This window comes from Protofrankia sp. BMG5.30, assembly GCF_001983005.1.
In the GTDB taxonomy this organism is placed as follows: domain Bacteria; phylum Actinomycetota; class Actinomycetes; order Frankiales; family Frankiaceae; genus Protofrankia; species Protofrankia coriariae.
The window spans coordinates 1-15,213 of record NZ_MOME01000068.1; the positions used below are offsets into that span (position 1 = coordinate 1).

Below are 15,213 nucleotides of genomic sequence, written 5' to 3' on the forward strand. Positions count from 1 at the left end.
GCCGTAATCTCGTAATGTTTGGTCCCCGCGAGGTGTTGCTGACTTCGGAGGAACCCGTGGTCCAACAGTTCCTGCAGGGCCGCCGAGCCGGGCCCATCGGGATGTCGGAGGAGAAGGACTCGGCGCAGATGCAAGCTGAGATGGCGCAGCTGCGCGAGCAGGGAGCTGCGGCACGGGACGACATCACGTTCGTCGACCCGCAGTACGAACCAAGTGCCGGCCTACCCGAGCGGCGCGCCGTTCAGCGGCGCAAGGACCGGGTCATGGAAATGCTGCATACCCTGCCGCTGAAGGCGCAGCAGGCTATTCGCGAGTCCTTGACGGAGGATGATCTCGTTCGTTACGAGATCCCGTGGGATCCAGGTTCCACCGAAGTCATCAACGTGCACAGGCCGTTTCCGATCCAGTGAATGGCCGTCCGACCTCCGAAAGAGGCACATCGGTGGGTATAGGGATGACGAGCTTGATCCTGCGTGCGGCAGTCGGTACGACAATGATCGCGCACGGAGTCAAGCATGGCAGGACGATCCAGGGAACCGCGGACTGGTTCCAGATGATCGGGTTCCGCGAGCCGGAGCTGCAGGCACGACTGTCCGCCGTGGTGGRGGTTGGCGCCGGCGGCGCACTGCTGGTGGGGGCCGGCACACCCCTGGCCGCCTCGGCGGTTGTTGGGACCATGGGGGTGGCCGCCCGTTCCGTGCACGTCCGCAACGGCTTCTTTATTACCGCGGAGGGCTACGAGTACGTGCTCAACCTGGCCGCCGCCGCCGTGGCCCTGAGCACACTCGGCCCGGGCCGGTTCAGTGTGGACCGTCTGTTCAAGCATGCTGACGACCACCCGAGCGTGCGTCGCGGGCTGTTGACCGCGGGGATCGGGTTGGGTGCTGCCGCCGTCCAGTTGGCCGCGTTCTGGCGCCGTCCGGCGTGAGGGGTGGTGTCGCGATGAACAGACGGCGCGGTCAGACGGCATGACGGCGTCGTTGCATCCGGCAGCGTCGGCAGAACAGACGCTTCCCGCCCGCGACCGCGTGGTAACCCGAGCTGTCCTGGAACGACACGCTGCCGAACGGCCTGATGCGCTCTGCGTGCTCGGCCCTGATGGCGAGCGATGGACCTGGGCGCAGGCTCTTGACGAAGCCTATCGGTCGGCGACGGCACTGGCGGCACGTGGAGTCGGCCGCGGTGATCACGTTCTACTCTTTCTTCCGAACGGGCTCGACTGGCTGCGCGCCTGGTGGGGGGTCAGTGCTTTGGGCGCGGTGATGGTGACCGTGAACGTCGCCTACCGCGGGGAGAGCCTCCGGCACGTCTGTGCCGAGTCGGGCGCTTCGGTGATCGTCACCGACAGCGTCCTCGGTGAGCGGCTGGCTGGRCTCGGGCTCGACCTCGTCATGGTGTCCCCTGCCGAGCTGTGCACCGGGACGGCCACGGAACCCGTGCTCGACCCGCCCCTCGAACCCTGGGACGTGCACGCCGTGAACTTCACCTCTGGCACGACCGGTCCAGCGAAAGGCGTCCTGACCCCGTATCTCGCCACGTACATGGGCGGGGTCAACGCCATGGGCGAGGCTGGTGGTCTCAGCGCCGCCGATCGCTGGCTGGTCGACACTCCGCTGTTCCACGTGAGCGGACAGATGACCGCCCTGGTCTGCCTTTCCGCAGGGGCGAGCATGGCCGTGCGGAAGCAGTTCGCCGGTTCACGCTACTGGGATGTCGTCGCGGAGACCGAGAGCACCCACGCGTTGCTCGTCGGCACCATGGCGGCCTTCCTGCTGTCTCGGGAGTCGAGCGAGGCCGAGCGGGCGCACCGACTGCGGGTAGTCGTGCTGGCCCCGATGGTCGCCGACCCCGTCGCGTTCCGCGCACGGTTCGGTGTCGCACAGCTGTGCTCCGTTTATGGTCAGACGGAGATCAGCGCACCACTCCTGGTGCTGCCCGGAGCCGAGATCGTGCCGGGCAGCGTCGGGCGGCCACGGCCCGGCGTTGAGCTGCGTATCGTCGATGAACACGATCTTCCGGTGGCCACCGGTGAGGTAGGTGAACTGGTGATTCGCACGGACCGGCCATGGGAGATGAACGTCGGATACTTCCGGCGGCCCGAGGCCACGGTGGCGGCCTGGCGCAACGGCTGGTTCCACACCGGCGATGCGTTCCGGTGCGATCAGGAAGGCAACTACTTCTACGTCGACCGCATGCGCGACACCCTGCGGCGGCGGGGTGAGAATATCTCCAGCTTCCAGGTGGAGACCGAGGTGATGGCGCACCCGAATGTCCTTGAAGCCGCATGTGTCGGTGTGCCTGCGGAGTTAGGCGAGCATGAGGTCAAGGTCTTCGTTGTCCCTGTCGAAGGTCGCGTTGTCGATCCGGCCGAGCTGATCGGCTTTCTCGTTCCACGGCTRCCGCGGTTCATGATCCCAAGGTTCGTCGAGGTGGTCGCGGAGCTGCCGAAGACCCAGACGCTGCGGGTGCGGAAGTTCGAGCTGCGTGACAGGCCGAGCACGGAGGCGACGTGGGATCGTCAGGCGGTGGGCATCATTCTGCCCCGCTGATCCCGCTGATCCCGCTATGGGAAGGTTCGGCCGGATTTCTGCTCGGGGAATGGGCCTACGCCCGCATCCACACCAGCGAGACCGAACGGCCGTGCCGCAGTGCCCGGCTGGCTGCACACCTTCAGTCACCACCGCTGTCCACGCGCTCGGAGGTCATCCGCCGCCAGCCGTGCCCTCAGCCTTACGAGACGGGACAACCGGAGCGCTGGTCACGTAACCATGCGTGGCTTGGCGAACGGTGGCATACGCCGACGAGTGTCAGCTATCGAGAAGATCGATGTGACCTTGCCGGTGAGTACGCTGATCCGGCCGGGAGCATACTCACCAACAAAGCCATTTGGATCATGTGCTGTGCGAGTGGCCGTAGCTGGCTCCGCACTACTTGACCGGCGCTTAGGTGCCCAACCCGAGGGCCGTCGCGAGCAGCTCGCGGTGTGCGGACGGGCTTCCGAGAAGGGCTTCGGACCCCTTGGCGCGCTTGAGGAACAGGTGCGCATCGTGCTCCCAGGTGAAGCCGATGCCTCCGTGTACCTGCACGTTGGTCGACGCGGCGCGGGCGAAAACCTCGGAGCAGTGCGCTCGAGCCAGGCTCGAGACCTCACCGAGATCCTCRCCGGCCACCCATGAGGTGAGTGCCAGGAGCACCGCGGAGCGGGCGGTCTCGACATCGAGGAGGGTGTCCGCGAGCCGGTGCTTCACCGCCTGGAAGCTCCCGATGGCGCGCCCGAACTGCTCTCGCGTCCCGGCGTACGCGACGGCCATGTCGAGGCACCGTTGCGCACCGCCAAGCTGTTCCGCGGCGAGCAGGACGGCAGCCTGTTGYAACGCACGGCGCAGCACCGGTCCGGCCTTGCCCTCCTCGCCGACCAGGCGCCCAGGGGCGTCCCTTAACTCGATGTTGGCCAGAGCGCGTGTCGCGTCGAGAGTGGGCAGCCGACGAYGCTGGACCTCGTCGACGTCAGCGCTGACGACGAACAGCGACAKGGCAGACGGGTCATCGGGCCGTGCCGCGGTCACCACGATCAGATCCGCGGTCGCGCCGTCGACGACCAGCGTCTTGGTGCCGCTCACCCGGGCGCGTTCACCGTCGGGACGCCACGTGGTCGTCGCTGTGGCGCCGTCCCAGTTCCCATCCGGCTCAGCGTGCGCAAGAGCTGCCGTCTGCTCACCACTAGCCAGCTGGGGCAGGACATCGTCCAGCTCGTCCCGTGTCCTGGCCAGCAGCAGGGCGCCGGTGGCGAGGCAGACGCTCGAGAAGAACGGGCCGTTGTAGAGACCGGCACCCAGCTGCTCCAGCACCACCGCGAGCTCTACCGGCCCGTACCCCATACCGCCATGCTCCTCGGGGACGGCGAGCGCGGGGAGTCCGAGTTCTTTGGACATTTGCTGCCAGATCGTCGTGTCATGGCCGCCGTCGTCGAGGAACTGCCGGAGATGCGACAGCGGCGCGCGTTCGACGACGAAGCGCCGCACGAGCTGAGCAAGCTCCTCCTGCTCGTCGGTAAAAATGATCATAGTGTCTCCCTGATGGCGCTGAGAGTGGCTCCTGCGAGCCGGACGATGTAGAAGCTGCGGTCCTGACCGGTGAACCAGGCCTTAGCTGCGTGCGGGGATCTAATGGGGCTCTGCTGCRCTATAGCCGCTCTTGGTCCCGCACCAGGACGCCGGAGCCAGGTGCCTGTCACCGTCATCGGAGCTTGTGCCAGCGGCAGGCGGGAGCGCAAGGGCGGTTAGTCGAACGCGTAAGGCATGGGTGCTGGCCTCCATGATGACCTCCGGCGACGCGTTGACGTCTAATCGAATTCATAGTAGAAAGTGTTCCTGAAACATACGGCCTTGCCGTATACGCCGCAACGGCCAGCGAAGGCGCTCCGAGGAGCGCTGTCTGGAGGAGCGTGACGATGGAAGCCGGCGCGGACGACGTTGAGATCGTCACTCGTTTCACAAGCTGCCTGGCGGTGGGGGACATCGAGACCTGCCTGTCACTCGTGGCCGACGACCTGGTCTTCTCCGAGGCGTCGAGTCTGCCCTTTGGCGGTGACTGGGAGGGTAGGGACGGGCTCRTGGGAGTGCTGCGCGCAGTCGGGCGCGACTACCGGGTACGCCTCGACGCTCCGCAGGTGAGCGCTGCGGGAGATCGTGTGCTCGTCCGGGTCAGTGGGACCATCGCCGCGCGGAGTACGGGGCGCGTGATCCCTCTCGATGTCGTGGACCTGTACGACGTGAGGGACGGGCTGATTCGCAGGGTGGACGTCTTCTACAAGGACACGGCCGCGGTCGCGGGACTGCTCGACGGGCCGGCGGCCGCGAGGACAGAGCTGATGACAGGGGGCGTGCCGGCATGAGCGAGCAGGTGCAGGAGACGAGTCGGTGCACCGCCCAGGCGGTGCTCGGACACGACTACGAYCACTACGACCCTGTCTTTGCGCTTGACCCACACCCCAGCTACGCGGTGCTGCGTGAGAAGTGCCCGGTCGCACACACGGAGAACTACGGCGGCTTCTATATTCTCTCGAAGTTCGAGGACATCTCAGAGGTCCTCCACGACGCGGCCACCTTCTCGTCGTGGCCAGCGGACACACCGCCGACGCCCGGGCACAGCCGCGCGCTCATTCCGCTGGAAGTGGACGCGCCGGACCACCGTCGTTATCGGATGGTGGTGGACCCCCTGTTCCGCCCCCATGCCGTCGCTGACGTGGCGCCTGCGGTCAGGCAGTTCGCCCGTGAGCTCGTCGATGGCATGGTTGCCAAGCGCGAGTTCGACTTCATGGAGGAGTTCGCCAAGCCGTTGCCCAGCGCGGTGTTCCTGCGGCAGGTAGGCCTTGACTTCTCCGTCGAGCAGCGTGACCAGCTCTGCGACTGGGCAGGAACTATTCTGCACACCACGACGGCAGGGGTGCAGCACGGGGACACGGACGCGCAGACCAAGGCGCGCATCGACGCAGGGAAGGCCTTGCACAACTTCCTGAAGGGGCTGCTGGACGAGCGTCTCGAGAAGCCGGGCGACGACATCATCTCGGTCCTCGTCAAGGCCCAGATGCCCGGCGGCCGAACCCTGGAGTACCGAGAGATCCTCAACTTCGCCTACGTGCTCGTGTTGGCGGGCCTCGACACGGTGACGACGGCGCTCGGCTTCAGCTTCATGCACCTGGCACGACGCCCGGACCTGCAGGACAGGATCGCCGCGGATCCGAACCTCATCCCGAGCGCCGTAGAGGAGTTGCTGCGCTACGAGTCGATCGTCCACATGAGCCGAACCGTGGTGAAGCCGCACACGATCCGGGGAACCGAGCTGAAGCCCGGCGACCGTGTGGTCGTGCCAATGGCCTCGGCGCACCGTGACGAGGACGTCTTCGTCGACGCCGACGAAATCGTGCTCGACCGCAAGCCCGAGCACAGCATGATCTTTGGCGCCGGCAGTCACCGTTGTCTGGGCAGCCACCTGGCCCGGCTCGAGATGGGCATCGCCTTCGAGGAGATCTTCTCGCGTATCCCGCGGTTCTCCTTGCCGCCGGAGGCCGAGCTGGTCGCCTACGGCGGTCAGACACGCAGCCTCGTGAACCTGCCGTTCCGCACCTGGCGCGACGGCGACCCCACCACGGCCTGACCGCCCCTCGAGAAAAGGCATGACAGCGACCATGTCGGTTGACCAAGCAGTTCCCACAACAGCACGACGGAACACGCTGCGTCCGGACGTGGCCAGGACGTTCCTCGAACCCCGCTCCGTTGCCATCGTCGGCGTGTCGACCAGCTCGGCCCAGGCCTACAAGGCAGGAGGCCGCGCGGTGCTCGACCACCTCAGGGTCTATGGCTACCAGGGTGACGTCACTGTGGTCCATCCCAGTGCGACCGAAGTCGACGGCCGGCGCGCTGTCCCATCGCTGCGCGACATCGGCCATGTACCCGATGTGGTCGTGGTCGCGGTGCCGGCCCGGCACGTCCTGGCTGTCCTGCAGGAGTGCGCCGACATCGGGGTAACGCAGACTCTCGTGTTGACGGCTGGCTTCGCGGACATGGGACCCGACGGCCTGGCCCTGGAACAGTCCCTCCTCGACTTCGCGAGCGAGCACGGCATCGCCATGGTCGGGCCGAACAGCACGGGTCTGGTCACCGTGCGCAGCGGGCTGGCGATGAGTATGACGTCGGTGCTGACGGAGGGGGAGCCGATCGTCCCTGGCGGCCTCGCGGTGATCGCGCAGAGCGGTGCGATCGGCAGCACCGTTGTCGAGCGGGCCCGGCTGGCAGGCGTAGGCATCTCGCACATCGTGAGTACGGGCAACCAGCGGGACATGGACATCCCCGACTTCGTGGCGTTCTTCGCCGAGCATCCCGATGTTGCCACCGTGGCCCTCTACGTCGAGTCMATCCGCGATGGCGCGCTGTTCTCCCAGGCCGTCGAGAGGCTCCACGCCGCCGGCAAGCGTCTCGTGGCCTATCTCGGCGGCCGTACGGACGCCGGTGAGCAGGCTGCGGCGAGCCATACCGGCAAGATCGTGGGCAGGGGCGCTCTCGAGCTCGGGCTCCTGCGCGCTCTCGGTGTCACCGTCGTCGACGACCCGGACGACCTGTGGGTTCTCGGTGCTGTCCGCACCACGACGACATCTTTTCCCAGGCGTTGGGGCATGGTCGCCTACTCCGGGGGGATGGCCGTGCTTGCTACCGAGCAGCTGGCGTCGGCGGGTGTCGTGTTCCCGGCGCTCTCCCAGCAGACGTTCGAGAAGGTCAAGGAGCGATCTCCGCAGTTCGTAGCGGCGCACAACCCCCTCGATGTGGGTCCCGGGTCGATGCCGCGAGACTTCCGCAGCTACTTGTCTGCYGTGGCCGCGGATCCTGCCGTCGAGGCATTATGCGTCCCCTTCCCGATGGGCGCACGGGGCTGGAACCAGCAGAGCGTCGACGACGTGCTCAGGGTGATGGACGAGAGCGGCAAGCCCTTCGTCGTGCTGTGGTATGGCGGCTATGCGCTGCGTCCGTACATCGAGCAGCTGCGCGCGCGAGGCGTCCTGGTCGCAGAGAAGCCGTCCGACCTCGGAAGGCTTGTGCGCGCCCTGCTGGGRCCCGAGCGCACGACCGCAGGAGAGGCAGCCGTTGCCGATCATCGCACCGCCGGATCCCCATCGGCGAAAGGCGGAGCCGCCGCACTGCAACGGTTGGCTGAGCAAGGCGTCGACGTCGTCGCCATGCGCGTGCTCGGCGACGATCCCGCGGCGGTAGCCAAGGCCGCAGCCGAGCTCGGCTACCCGGTCGTGCTGAAGATCGGCGACGAGGACGTGGCGCACCGCACCGAGCTCGGGCTCGTCGCCGTCGGGCTCAGGAGCGAAGACGCTGTGGTGTCGGCGCTCGGCGTGATGCGGGAGCGAGCCGGCAAGGAAGGGGTTCAGGGCACTCGGCAGTGGCTGCTGCAGGCCATGGCCACCGGCGGTGTCGAGCTCGTCCTCACCGTCCGAARCGCCGGCCGTCTCGGCGTCTTCGGGAGTATCGGCCTCGGCGGGGCAGCCGTCGAAGTCCTACGGGACGTCGAGTCCGTCCCCCTGCCCTGTGACGAGGAGACCCTCCGCCGTGCGCTGAGTCGCCTGCGCACGGCGGATCTGTTCTTCGGCTTCAGGGGGTCAGACCCCGTGGACCTGGGATGGGTGCATCACACGCTGCACCGGATGGCCGACCTCCTCCACACCGCGCGGCTGCGTGAGATCGAGGTCAACCCTGCCCTCGTCGGTGGGGGTGGCGGAGTCGTTGTGGACGCCCTCTTCGTGCCTGACATCTCTGGTTGACGTTGTTCAAATTCAGTCTAGAATTAGAAATCGATGCGATGAGCGCGCGCAACRTGCGGTCATGATTCCTCGGAGAGTCACATGAGCGATGACGCCAGGGCGCCTGTCTTCGACTGCGACCAGCACTACTACGAGCCGCTCGACGCCTTCACGAGGCACCGGCCCAGGGAATGGGCCGAGCGAACGGTGCAACTAGCCGAGATCGACGGGCGTAAACGACTGATCGTCGGCGGCAGGGTCGACAAGACGGTGACGAACCCGACGTTCGACCCCATCGTCAAGCCCGGTGTCATGGCCGACTATTTCCGGGGCAACAAGGCCGGCAAGCCGCTGTCGGAGTACCTCGCGCAGCGCGAGCCGCTCCCGGCCTACTACCGCGACCGGGACGCCCGGATCCGCAAGCTGGACGAGCAGGAGATCCAGCGTGTCTGGATGCTGCCGTCCCTCGGCATGGGAATCGAGGAGAGCCTGCAGGAGGACGTGCCAGCGGCGGYCGTCGCCTTCAAGGCGTTCAACCGCTTCCTCCTCGACGACTGGGGCTACAACTACCAGGACCGTATCTTCACCGCGCCCTACCTGGCCTTCGGAGACGTCGACGCCGCAGTGGGGGAGGTCGAGCACGGTCTCGACAACGGAGCGCGCATCTTCGTCGTCCGGCCGCAGGCCGTGTACACCGAAGACGGGTGGATCAGTCCCGGTAACGAACGGTTCGACCCCATCTTCGCCCGCCTCGCCGAAGCGGGTGCCACGCTCATCCCGCATGTCGGCGAGGTCGGGGGCGTCGGCCTCGACAAGTACGTGGATCACCACGGCAACATCATTGGTGGGGTGGCCCCGCCGCTTGAAGTTGCGGTCGGTCACGACCGGGCGATCGGCAACTACCTGGGTGCCCTCGTCTGCGACAAGTTGTTCGAGCGCTTCCCCAGCCTCCGTGTGGCGTCCGTGGAGAACGGCGCAGAGTTTCTCCCGCTCCTGCTGGCGGGGCTCAACCGCGCGGGTTTCCAACAGCCTGGATATTTCTCCTCGGATCCAGTCGAGCAGTTCAAGCAGCATGTCTGGGTCGCGCCCTTCTGGGAGGACAACCTGCTCGAGGTCGTCAGGCATCTCGGACCCGACCATGTGCTTTTCGGATCCGACTACCCGCATCCCGAGGGCCTTRCCGAGCCGAGGCAGTACGAAAAGATCACCGCAGAGCTGAACGACCCGGTTGCCGAACGCAAGATCCTGTGGAGCAACACCGCGATGCTGACAGGTTTGTCTGTCAGCATCGGCTGAGCAGCCCTGATTCGATCATGGAGCTGAAGGGTAAAGTCGTCGTCGTCACGGGCAGCGCGCGGGGGATGGGCGCGGCCATGTGCCGCCGCTTCGCCACAGAGGGGGCGACCATCGTGGTGTCCGATATCGACCAGCTGGGGACCATGAGGGTGGCCGACGAGCTCGGCTGCCTCGGCCACCCCTGCGACGTGCGGGTGGAGGACCAGGTCATCGACCTGGTCGACRCCGCGACCCGCGAGCACGGGCGTGTCGATGTCTTCGTGTCCAACGCAGGCGTGCTGTGGGGAGAGCCCTGGGACGGCACCACGCCGCTGCAGGAGCGTGGCAATCCCTGGGCGTCCAACGCCGCCTGGCAGGAGGTCTGGGACGTCAACGTGATGCAGCAGGTTTATGCCGCGCGCGCGGTGCTGCCCCAGATGCTCGCGCGAGGTGAGGGCTACCTTGTCCAGAATGYGTCCGCGGGTGGTCTGCTGACCGCACTCGGCAACGCGCCGTATACGGCCGTAAAGCATGCGGCGGTGGGTCTTACGGAATGGCTCGCCATCCACTACGGGGACGCCGGTATCAAGGTGTCCTGCATCGTGGCGGAGGGGGTGCGGACAGACATGCTGCGCGGCGCCCAGGGCGAGTGGTTCGCTGTCGCGGGTGCCGTGACGCCAGAGGACGCCGCGCAGTCGATCGTCGATGGGGTGCGTAAGGAGGAATTCCTGATCCTCACCCATCCGAACGTTTCGAGGTATTTCCAGGGCAAGGCTGCCGACCACGACGCCTGGCTTGTGAAGATGCGGCGTCTGCACGCTAGGACTCCGCGCTGACATGGTGCTGACACGGAGGAGTGCCCATGGTCGTCGTACGTGACGAGCTGTATGTCGCAGGTAGGTGGCGGCGACCACATGGGCAGGATGAACTCCTGGTTCATGGAGCGGCGAATGGGGCCGTGATCGGAATCATCCCCGATGCGGATGCTGTCGACGTCGACGACGCCGTCGAGGCGGCGAAGCAGGCGTTCCCGGCCTGGTCCACGACGCCATTACACGAACGCCTGGAGCTGATCAGACATCTCGAGGAGGCGCTGACCGCCCGTATCGACGAACTGGCTAGAACCATCACCACCGAGGTTGGTACTCCGGTGCGGGTGTCCCGGCTCCTGCAGGCGGAGGCACCATGTCGATCCCTCGCGCACTACAGAGCCCTGCTTCCGGAGCTCTCGCTCGAGGAGAAGATCGGCTCGTCGGTCGTCGTCCGTGAACCGCTCGGCGTCGTCGCGTGCATCACCGCATGGAACTACCCTCTGCAGCARCTGCTTGGCAAGATCGGCGCCGCGCTGGCGACGGGATGCACGACGGTCGTGAAGCCGTCGGAGGTGGCACCGCTCAGCGCATTCACAGTGGCGGAGGCCGTCGACGAGGCGGGCTTCCCCGCGGGTGTCTTCAACCTGGTCACCGGTACTGCGGAGTCGGTGGGGGAGCCGCTGGTCGTCCATCCGGACGTCGACATGGTCCACGTCACGGGTAGTACCCGGGCCGGCCGTCGGATCGGAGCGCTCGCGGCAGGGACGATAAAGCGGCTGGCCCTAGAGCTCGGCGGCAAGTCCGCCAACGTGATCCTCGACGAYGCCGACCTTGCTCAGGCTGTGAAGGTCGGTGTCGCGAACTGCTTCACCAACAGCGGGCAGACCTGCACCGCGTGGACGCGCATGCTTGTGCCGCACGGGCGGCTTGCCGAGGTGGAGGAGCTGGTGAAGGCGCGGGTGGCTGGCTACCGGTTGGGCGACCCTCTCGACCCGGCGACAAACATGGGGCCGCTGGTCTCCCAGAGGCAGCAGGAGGCGGTCCGTGGCTTCATCCGCGGCGCCCTTGATGAAGGCGCCCGGCTGGTCGCCGGGGGGCCGGAGCAGCCCGAGGAGACCGCCGCCGGCTATTTCGTCAAGCCCACGGTCTTCTCTGACGTCACGCCAGGGATGACCATCGCCCAGGAAGAGGTCTTCGGCCCCGTTCTGGCGATTATGCCATTCGATGATGACGATGACGCCATCCGGATCGCCAACTCCACCATCTACGGGCTCGCGGGCGGTGTGTGGTCGCAGGACACCGAGCGCGCGGGGCGGGTGGCGCGCCGTATCCGCGCCGGACAGATCGACATCAACGGCTCGTTCTTCAACGCTCAGGCCCCGTTCGGGGGTTTCAAACAGTCGGGTATCGGCCGGGAGCTGGGGATACATGGGCTGCTCGAATTCTACGAGCTCAAGTCGCTGCAGTACGCGTGACCGCCGAGGAAGAGGAGCAGGACCACAGTGGACTTCACCGAGGCTGAGGACCTTCGGCTGATCCGCGATGCGATTCGCAGCATCTGCGGCAAGTTCGACGACGAGTACTGGGCCGAGCGTGACGCGAGGCACGAGTTCCCCTGGGACTTCTACACCGCCCTCGCCGAGGGTGGCTGGATCGGTATCGCCATCCCGGAGGAGTACGGTGGCGGCGGGCGAGGGCTGCTTGAGGCGTCGGTGATCCTCGAGGAAGTGGCTGCGTCCGGAGCAGCGATGAACGGCTGCAGCGCGATCCATCTGTCCATCTTCGGGATGCACCCGATCGCCCTGCACGGCAGTGAGGAGCTCAAGCGGAAGTACCTTCCGCGGGTGGCGAACGGTGACCTGCMTGTCGCCTTCGGTGTGACCGAGCCGGACGCCGGTACCGAGACGCTCRCCATCCGGACGTCGGCCAAGCTTGAGGGAGATCATTACCGCGTACGCGGGCAGAAAGTCTGGACCTCCAAGGCGCTCGAGTCGGAGAAGGTACTGCTGCTGGTCCGCACGACCCCGGTCGAGCAGGTGCRCACCCGCACAGAGGGACTGACTCTGCTCATGGCCGACCTCCGGGACCCAGCCGTGACGATCCGGCCCATCCCAAAAGCGGGTCGCAACGCTGTCGCCTCGTGCGAGACGGTCTATGATGATCTGCTCGTCCACGTGTCCGACAGGGTCGGAGAAGAGGGGGCCGGCTTCCGCTACCTGCTCGACGGCCTCAACGCCGAGCGCATCCTGATCGCCAGCGAGGCGCTCGGCATCGGGCGTGCCGCGCTGCGCCGGGCGGTCGGCTATGCGCGCGATCGTGTCGTCTACGGACGGCCTATCGGGCAGAATCAGGGCATCGCCTTCCCGCTCGCCGAAGCGTACTCGCGGCTGCAGGCCGCAGAATTGGTCACCCGTCGGGCCGGTTGGCTGCTCGATCAGCGCCTGCCGGCAGGCGCTGAGGCCAACATGGCGAAGTTTCTCGCCACGGATGCCGGCTTCCAGGCCGCCGACGTCGCCATGCAGGTGCACGGCGGCTTCGGGTACGCCGAGGAGTACCACGTGGCCCGCTACTGGCGTGAGGCCAGACTGATGAAGATCGCACCGCTTCCGCAGGAGCTCGTGCTCGCCTACATTTCGCAGCACGTCCTCGGTCTGCCCAAGAGTTACTGAAGTACGGGCGTGCGCTCCTTGACCCGATTCGAAATCAACATAAATTCAATCGGGGGCGTCGGCCGTGCCGAAAGCGGCGTCCCGTTAGACACTGAGAGCCGAGGAGCAGACGTGACCACCATGACCGAAGCGCTGCCTGAGCAGCCCGCGCCGCTGGCGGCGGAGCAGGGCTCCGGCTACAAGGTTTTAGGCGACTGGCTGCGGGAGGAGRCTGTGCGCGACCCCGACCGGGATTTCGTGCAGTGCGCGAGCCCCTGGATGACGCTCAGGGAACTCGACCGGCTCTCGGACACCGTGGCGGCTGCCCTTCAGGGTCTTGGCGTCGGTAAAGGTGACCGCGTGGCGATCAACCTTCCCAACCGCATCGAGTACGTCGTTCTCATCTACKCGATCGCCAAGACCGGAGCGATCCAGGTCCCGCTGAACACCTACCTGCGTGGCGACTTCCTGCGGCACCAACTCGCACAGACCACACCGCGCGTCTACATCGGCGATGCCGCCGCTCTGCAGATACTCGAGCCCGTGCTGCCTGAGTTCGACAGCATCGAACACCTGGTGGTCGTCGGGGAAGCCCCTGAGACGACGTCGCTGCCCGATCTCACACCGTTCGCGTCGCTTGAGGGCTCGGCCCGGCCCCTCGACCCGGTGGACCTCTCGCCCGCGGATGTGTGTGCCGTCATCTACACGTCGGGGACCACAGGTCCGTCGAAGGGCTGTACGATTACGCACGGGTACTACTGCAACCTCGTCAACGTCTTCATCGATTTCGGCTGGTACGCCGAGGGCGACGTTGTCTTCGGTGCGAATCCCCTGTTCCACTTCAGTGGCCAGACCTGGCTCGTGGCCGCCGCCCTGGCCGTCAGAGGATCYGCCATCGTCGAGCCCTCCTTCAGCGCATCCGGTTACATGTCCCGCATTCGGGAGACGGGTGCGACGACGGCTATGGGCATGGGCGCCATGGGTATGGCGATCATGGCTACACCGCCGAGCCCGGRGGACAAACAGCACAAATTGCGCCACATCACCTTCATGCCGTCGACCCCGGCACTCATCGAGCGGTTCGCGGAGCGTTTCGGCATCGAGCCCTTCGCCGAGGTCTTTGGGCAGTCCGAATGCTGGCCAGCGCTGCTGGGCGACCCTCGTGGCATACGCAGGCCCGGCAGCATGGGCAAGCTGACGCCCGGCCTGCAGGTCAAGATAGTCGATGAAGATGACATCGAGGTACCCGCGGGAGAGCCCGGTGAGATCGTCGTCCGTGCGGACAGACCCTATCGCCTGTTCTCCGGCTACTGGGGCGACGATGCGRCCACCGTCGAGGCATTCCGTAACCTCTGGCACCATACCGGAGACAGCGGTCGCCTCGATGAGGACGGATATTTCTGGTTTGTCGATCGCAAGAAGGATTCGCTGCGGCGCCGCGGGGAGAACGTGTCCTCGCTTGAGCTCGAAGCGGCGTTGATGAAGCACCCTGCTTTCTCGGCGGTCGCGGTCCACGCGGTGCCGTCAGAGTTGTCCGAGGACGACATCAAGGTGTGCATCGTTCTCAAGCCGAATGAGTCAGTCGAGCCCGAGGAGCTCTTCACCTTCTTCAGGACCACGCTGCCGTACTATGCGGTCCCCCGCTACGTGGAATTTCTTGATGCTCTGCCGGCAAACGTCAACGGCCGCGTGCAGAAATTCAAGCTTCGCGAGCGCGGCATCACGGCGGAGACAATCGACTTCGAGGCGCTGGGTCTAGTCATCACGAGAAGCGAGCGACGGGCCATGTGAGTCCGTTCTGACTCCATCGGTTGCCCCCTGACCTGTAGCTGCGGATCAGGGGGCAACCGGCGCTGAACCGGTGGACGMACGCTTGATGTCGAAGTTGTCTCGTCGCACGTCCTGCGGGGAGAGCGACGTCGACCCGCTGAGCAGCCGACGGGCAGCCATGTGGTCAGCTGGGCGGTTGACCGACTCGACGCCCAGCAGGCGCTTCTGCGAGAAGCAGTACGCTGAGAAGCGCTCGCTATTGGCGTCTCCCTTTACGACTACTTCCGTATGGCCCGTAGTGAGTCCGGCGATCTGCAGCTTGATGTCGGCCTGGTCGCTCCAGAACCACGGGACGGAGCTGAAGGGTTCAGGACGGCCAGCCAACGTGGCTGCCAGACGTCGTCCCTGC

Annotated in this window: 12 protein-coding genes and 1 pseudogene; 11 read left to right on the plus strand and 2 right to left on the minus strand. The window is 66.2% G+C overall.

Going from position 1 to position 15,213, the window contains the following annotated elements; genetic code table 11:
- From BL254_RS23665 to BL254_RS23675, 3 genes and pseudogenes are all read left to right on the plus strand, one after another.
- Window positions 1-410, plus strand: a pseudogene (locus tag BL254_RS23665) (ABC transporter ATP-binding protein); the annotation flags it as partial.
- A gap of 44 nt (window positions 411-454) precedes the next feature.
- Window positions 455-928, plus strand: a complete 474-nt coding sequence (locus tag BL254_RS23670; protein WP_076845215.1) for a DoxX family protein — start codon at window positions 455-457, stop codon at window positions 926-928.
- A gap of 40 nt (window positions 929-968) precedes the next feature.
- Window positions 969-2,549 carry an AMP-binding protein gene (locus BL254_RS23675; RefSeq protein ID WP_047221741.1) on the plus strand — a complete coding sequence of 527 codons (1,581 nt, stop codon included), beginning with the start codon at window positions 969-971 and terminating at the stop codon, window positions 2,547-2,549.
- Between the two features lie 393 nt (window positions 2,550-2,942).
- Here BL254_RS23675 and BL254_RS23680 read toward each other — a convergent pair whose 3' ends face one another.
- Entirely contained in the window at window positions 2,943-4,064 is a 1,122-nt protein-coding gene (locus tag BL254_RS23680; RefSeq protein WP_076845217.1) for an acyl-CoA dehydrogenase family protein, read from the minus strand.
- Window positions 4,065-4,450: 386 nt separating this feature from the next.
- Between BL254_RS23680 and BL254_RS23685 the strand changes: the two genes are divergently transcribed.
- The 8 genes from BL254_RS23685 (at window position 4,451) to BL254_RS23720 (ending at window position 14,825) form a co-directional block, all read left to right on the plus strand.
- Window positions 4,451-4,894, plus strand: coding sequence for a nuclear transport factor 2 family protein (locus BL254_RS23685; protein WP_076845228.1), 444 nt, complete (start codon window positions 4,451-4,453; stop codon window positions 4,892-4,894).
- Complete coding sequence (locus BL254_RS23690) at window positions 4,891-6,156, plus strand: cytochrome P450 (RefSeq protein WP_047221739.1); 1,266 nt, start codon at window positions 4,891-4,893, stop codon at window positions 6,154-6,156. The genes BL254_RS23685 and BL254_RS23690 overlap by 4 nt, the downstream gene beginning before the upstream one ends.
- Before the next feature lie 88 nt (window positions 6,157-6,244).
- The gene (locus tag BL254_RS23695) at window positions 6,245-8,320 is read left to right on the plus strand and encodes an acetate--CoA ligase family protein (protein ID WP_076845219.1); all 2,076 of its coding nucleotides are present in this window, start codon (window positions 6,245-6,247) and stop codon (window positions 8,318-8,320) included.
- An 81-nt stretch (window positions 8,321-8,401) separates the two neighbouring features.
- Window positions 8,402-9,595, plus strand: a complete 1,194-nt coding sequence (locus tag BL254_RS23700; protein ID WP_076845221.1) for an amidohydrolase family protein — start codon at window positions 8,402-8,404, stop codon at window positions 9,593-9,595.
- 17 nt (window positions 9,596-9,612) lie between these two features.
- Window positions 9,613-10,410 carry an SDR family oxidoreductase gene (locus BL254_RS23705; RefSeq protein ID WP_076845223.1) on the plus strand — a complete coding sequence of 266 codons (798 nt, stop codon included), beginning with the start codon at window positions 9,613-9,615 and terminating at the stop codon, window positions 10,408-10,410.
- Window positions 10,411-10,436: 26 nt separating this feature from the next.
- On the plus strand, window positions 10,437-11,861 hold the full coding sequence (locus BL254_RS23710) for an aldehyde dehydrogenase family protein (RefSeq protein ID WP_047221736.1): 1,425 nt from the start codon (window positions 10,437-10,439) through the stop codon (window positions 11,859-11,861).
- Between the two features lie 27 nt (window positions 11,862-11,888).
- Entirely contained in the window at window positions 11,889-13,055 is a 1,167-nt protein-coding gene (locus BL254_RS23715) for an acyl-CoA dehydrogenase family protein (RefSeq protein WP_076845224.1), read from the plus strand.
- Between the two features lie 120 nt (window positions 13,056-13,175).
- Entirely contained in the window at window positions 13,176-14,825 is a 1,650-nt protein-coding gene (locus BL254_RS23720; protein WP_083731356.1) for an AMP-binding protein, read from the plus strand.
- 45 nt (window positions 14,826-14,870) lie between these two features.
- Here BL254_RS23720 and BL254_RS23725 read toward each other — a convergent pair.
- Window positions 14,871-15,213, minus strand: a 343-nt coding sequence (locus BL254_RS23725; RefSeq protein WP_305775657.1) for an oxidoreductase C-terminal domain-containing protein, incomplete at its 5' end; no start/stop codon positions are given.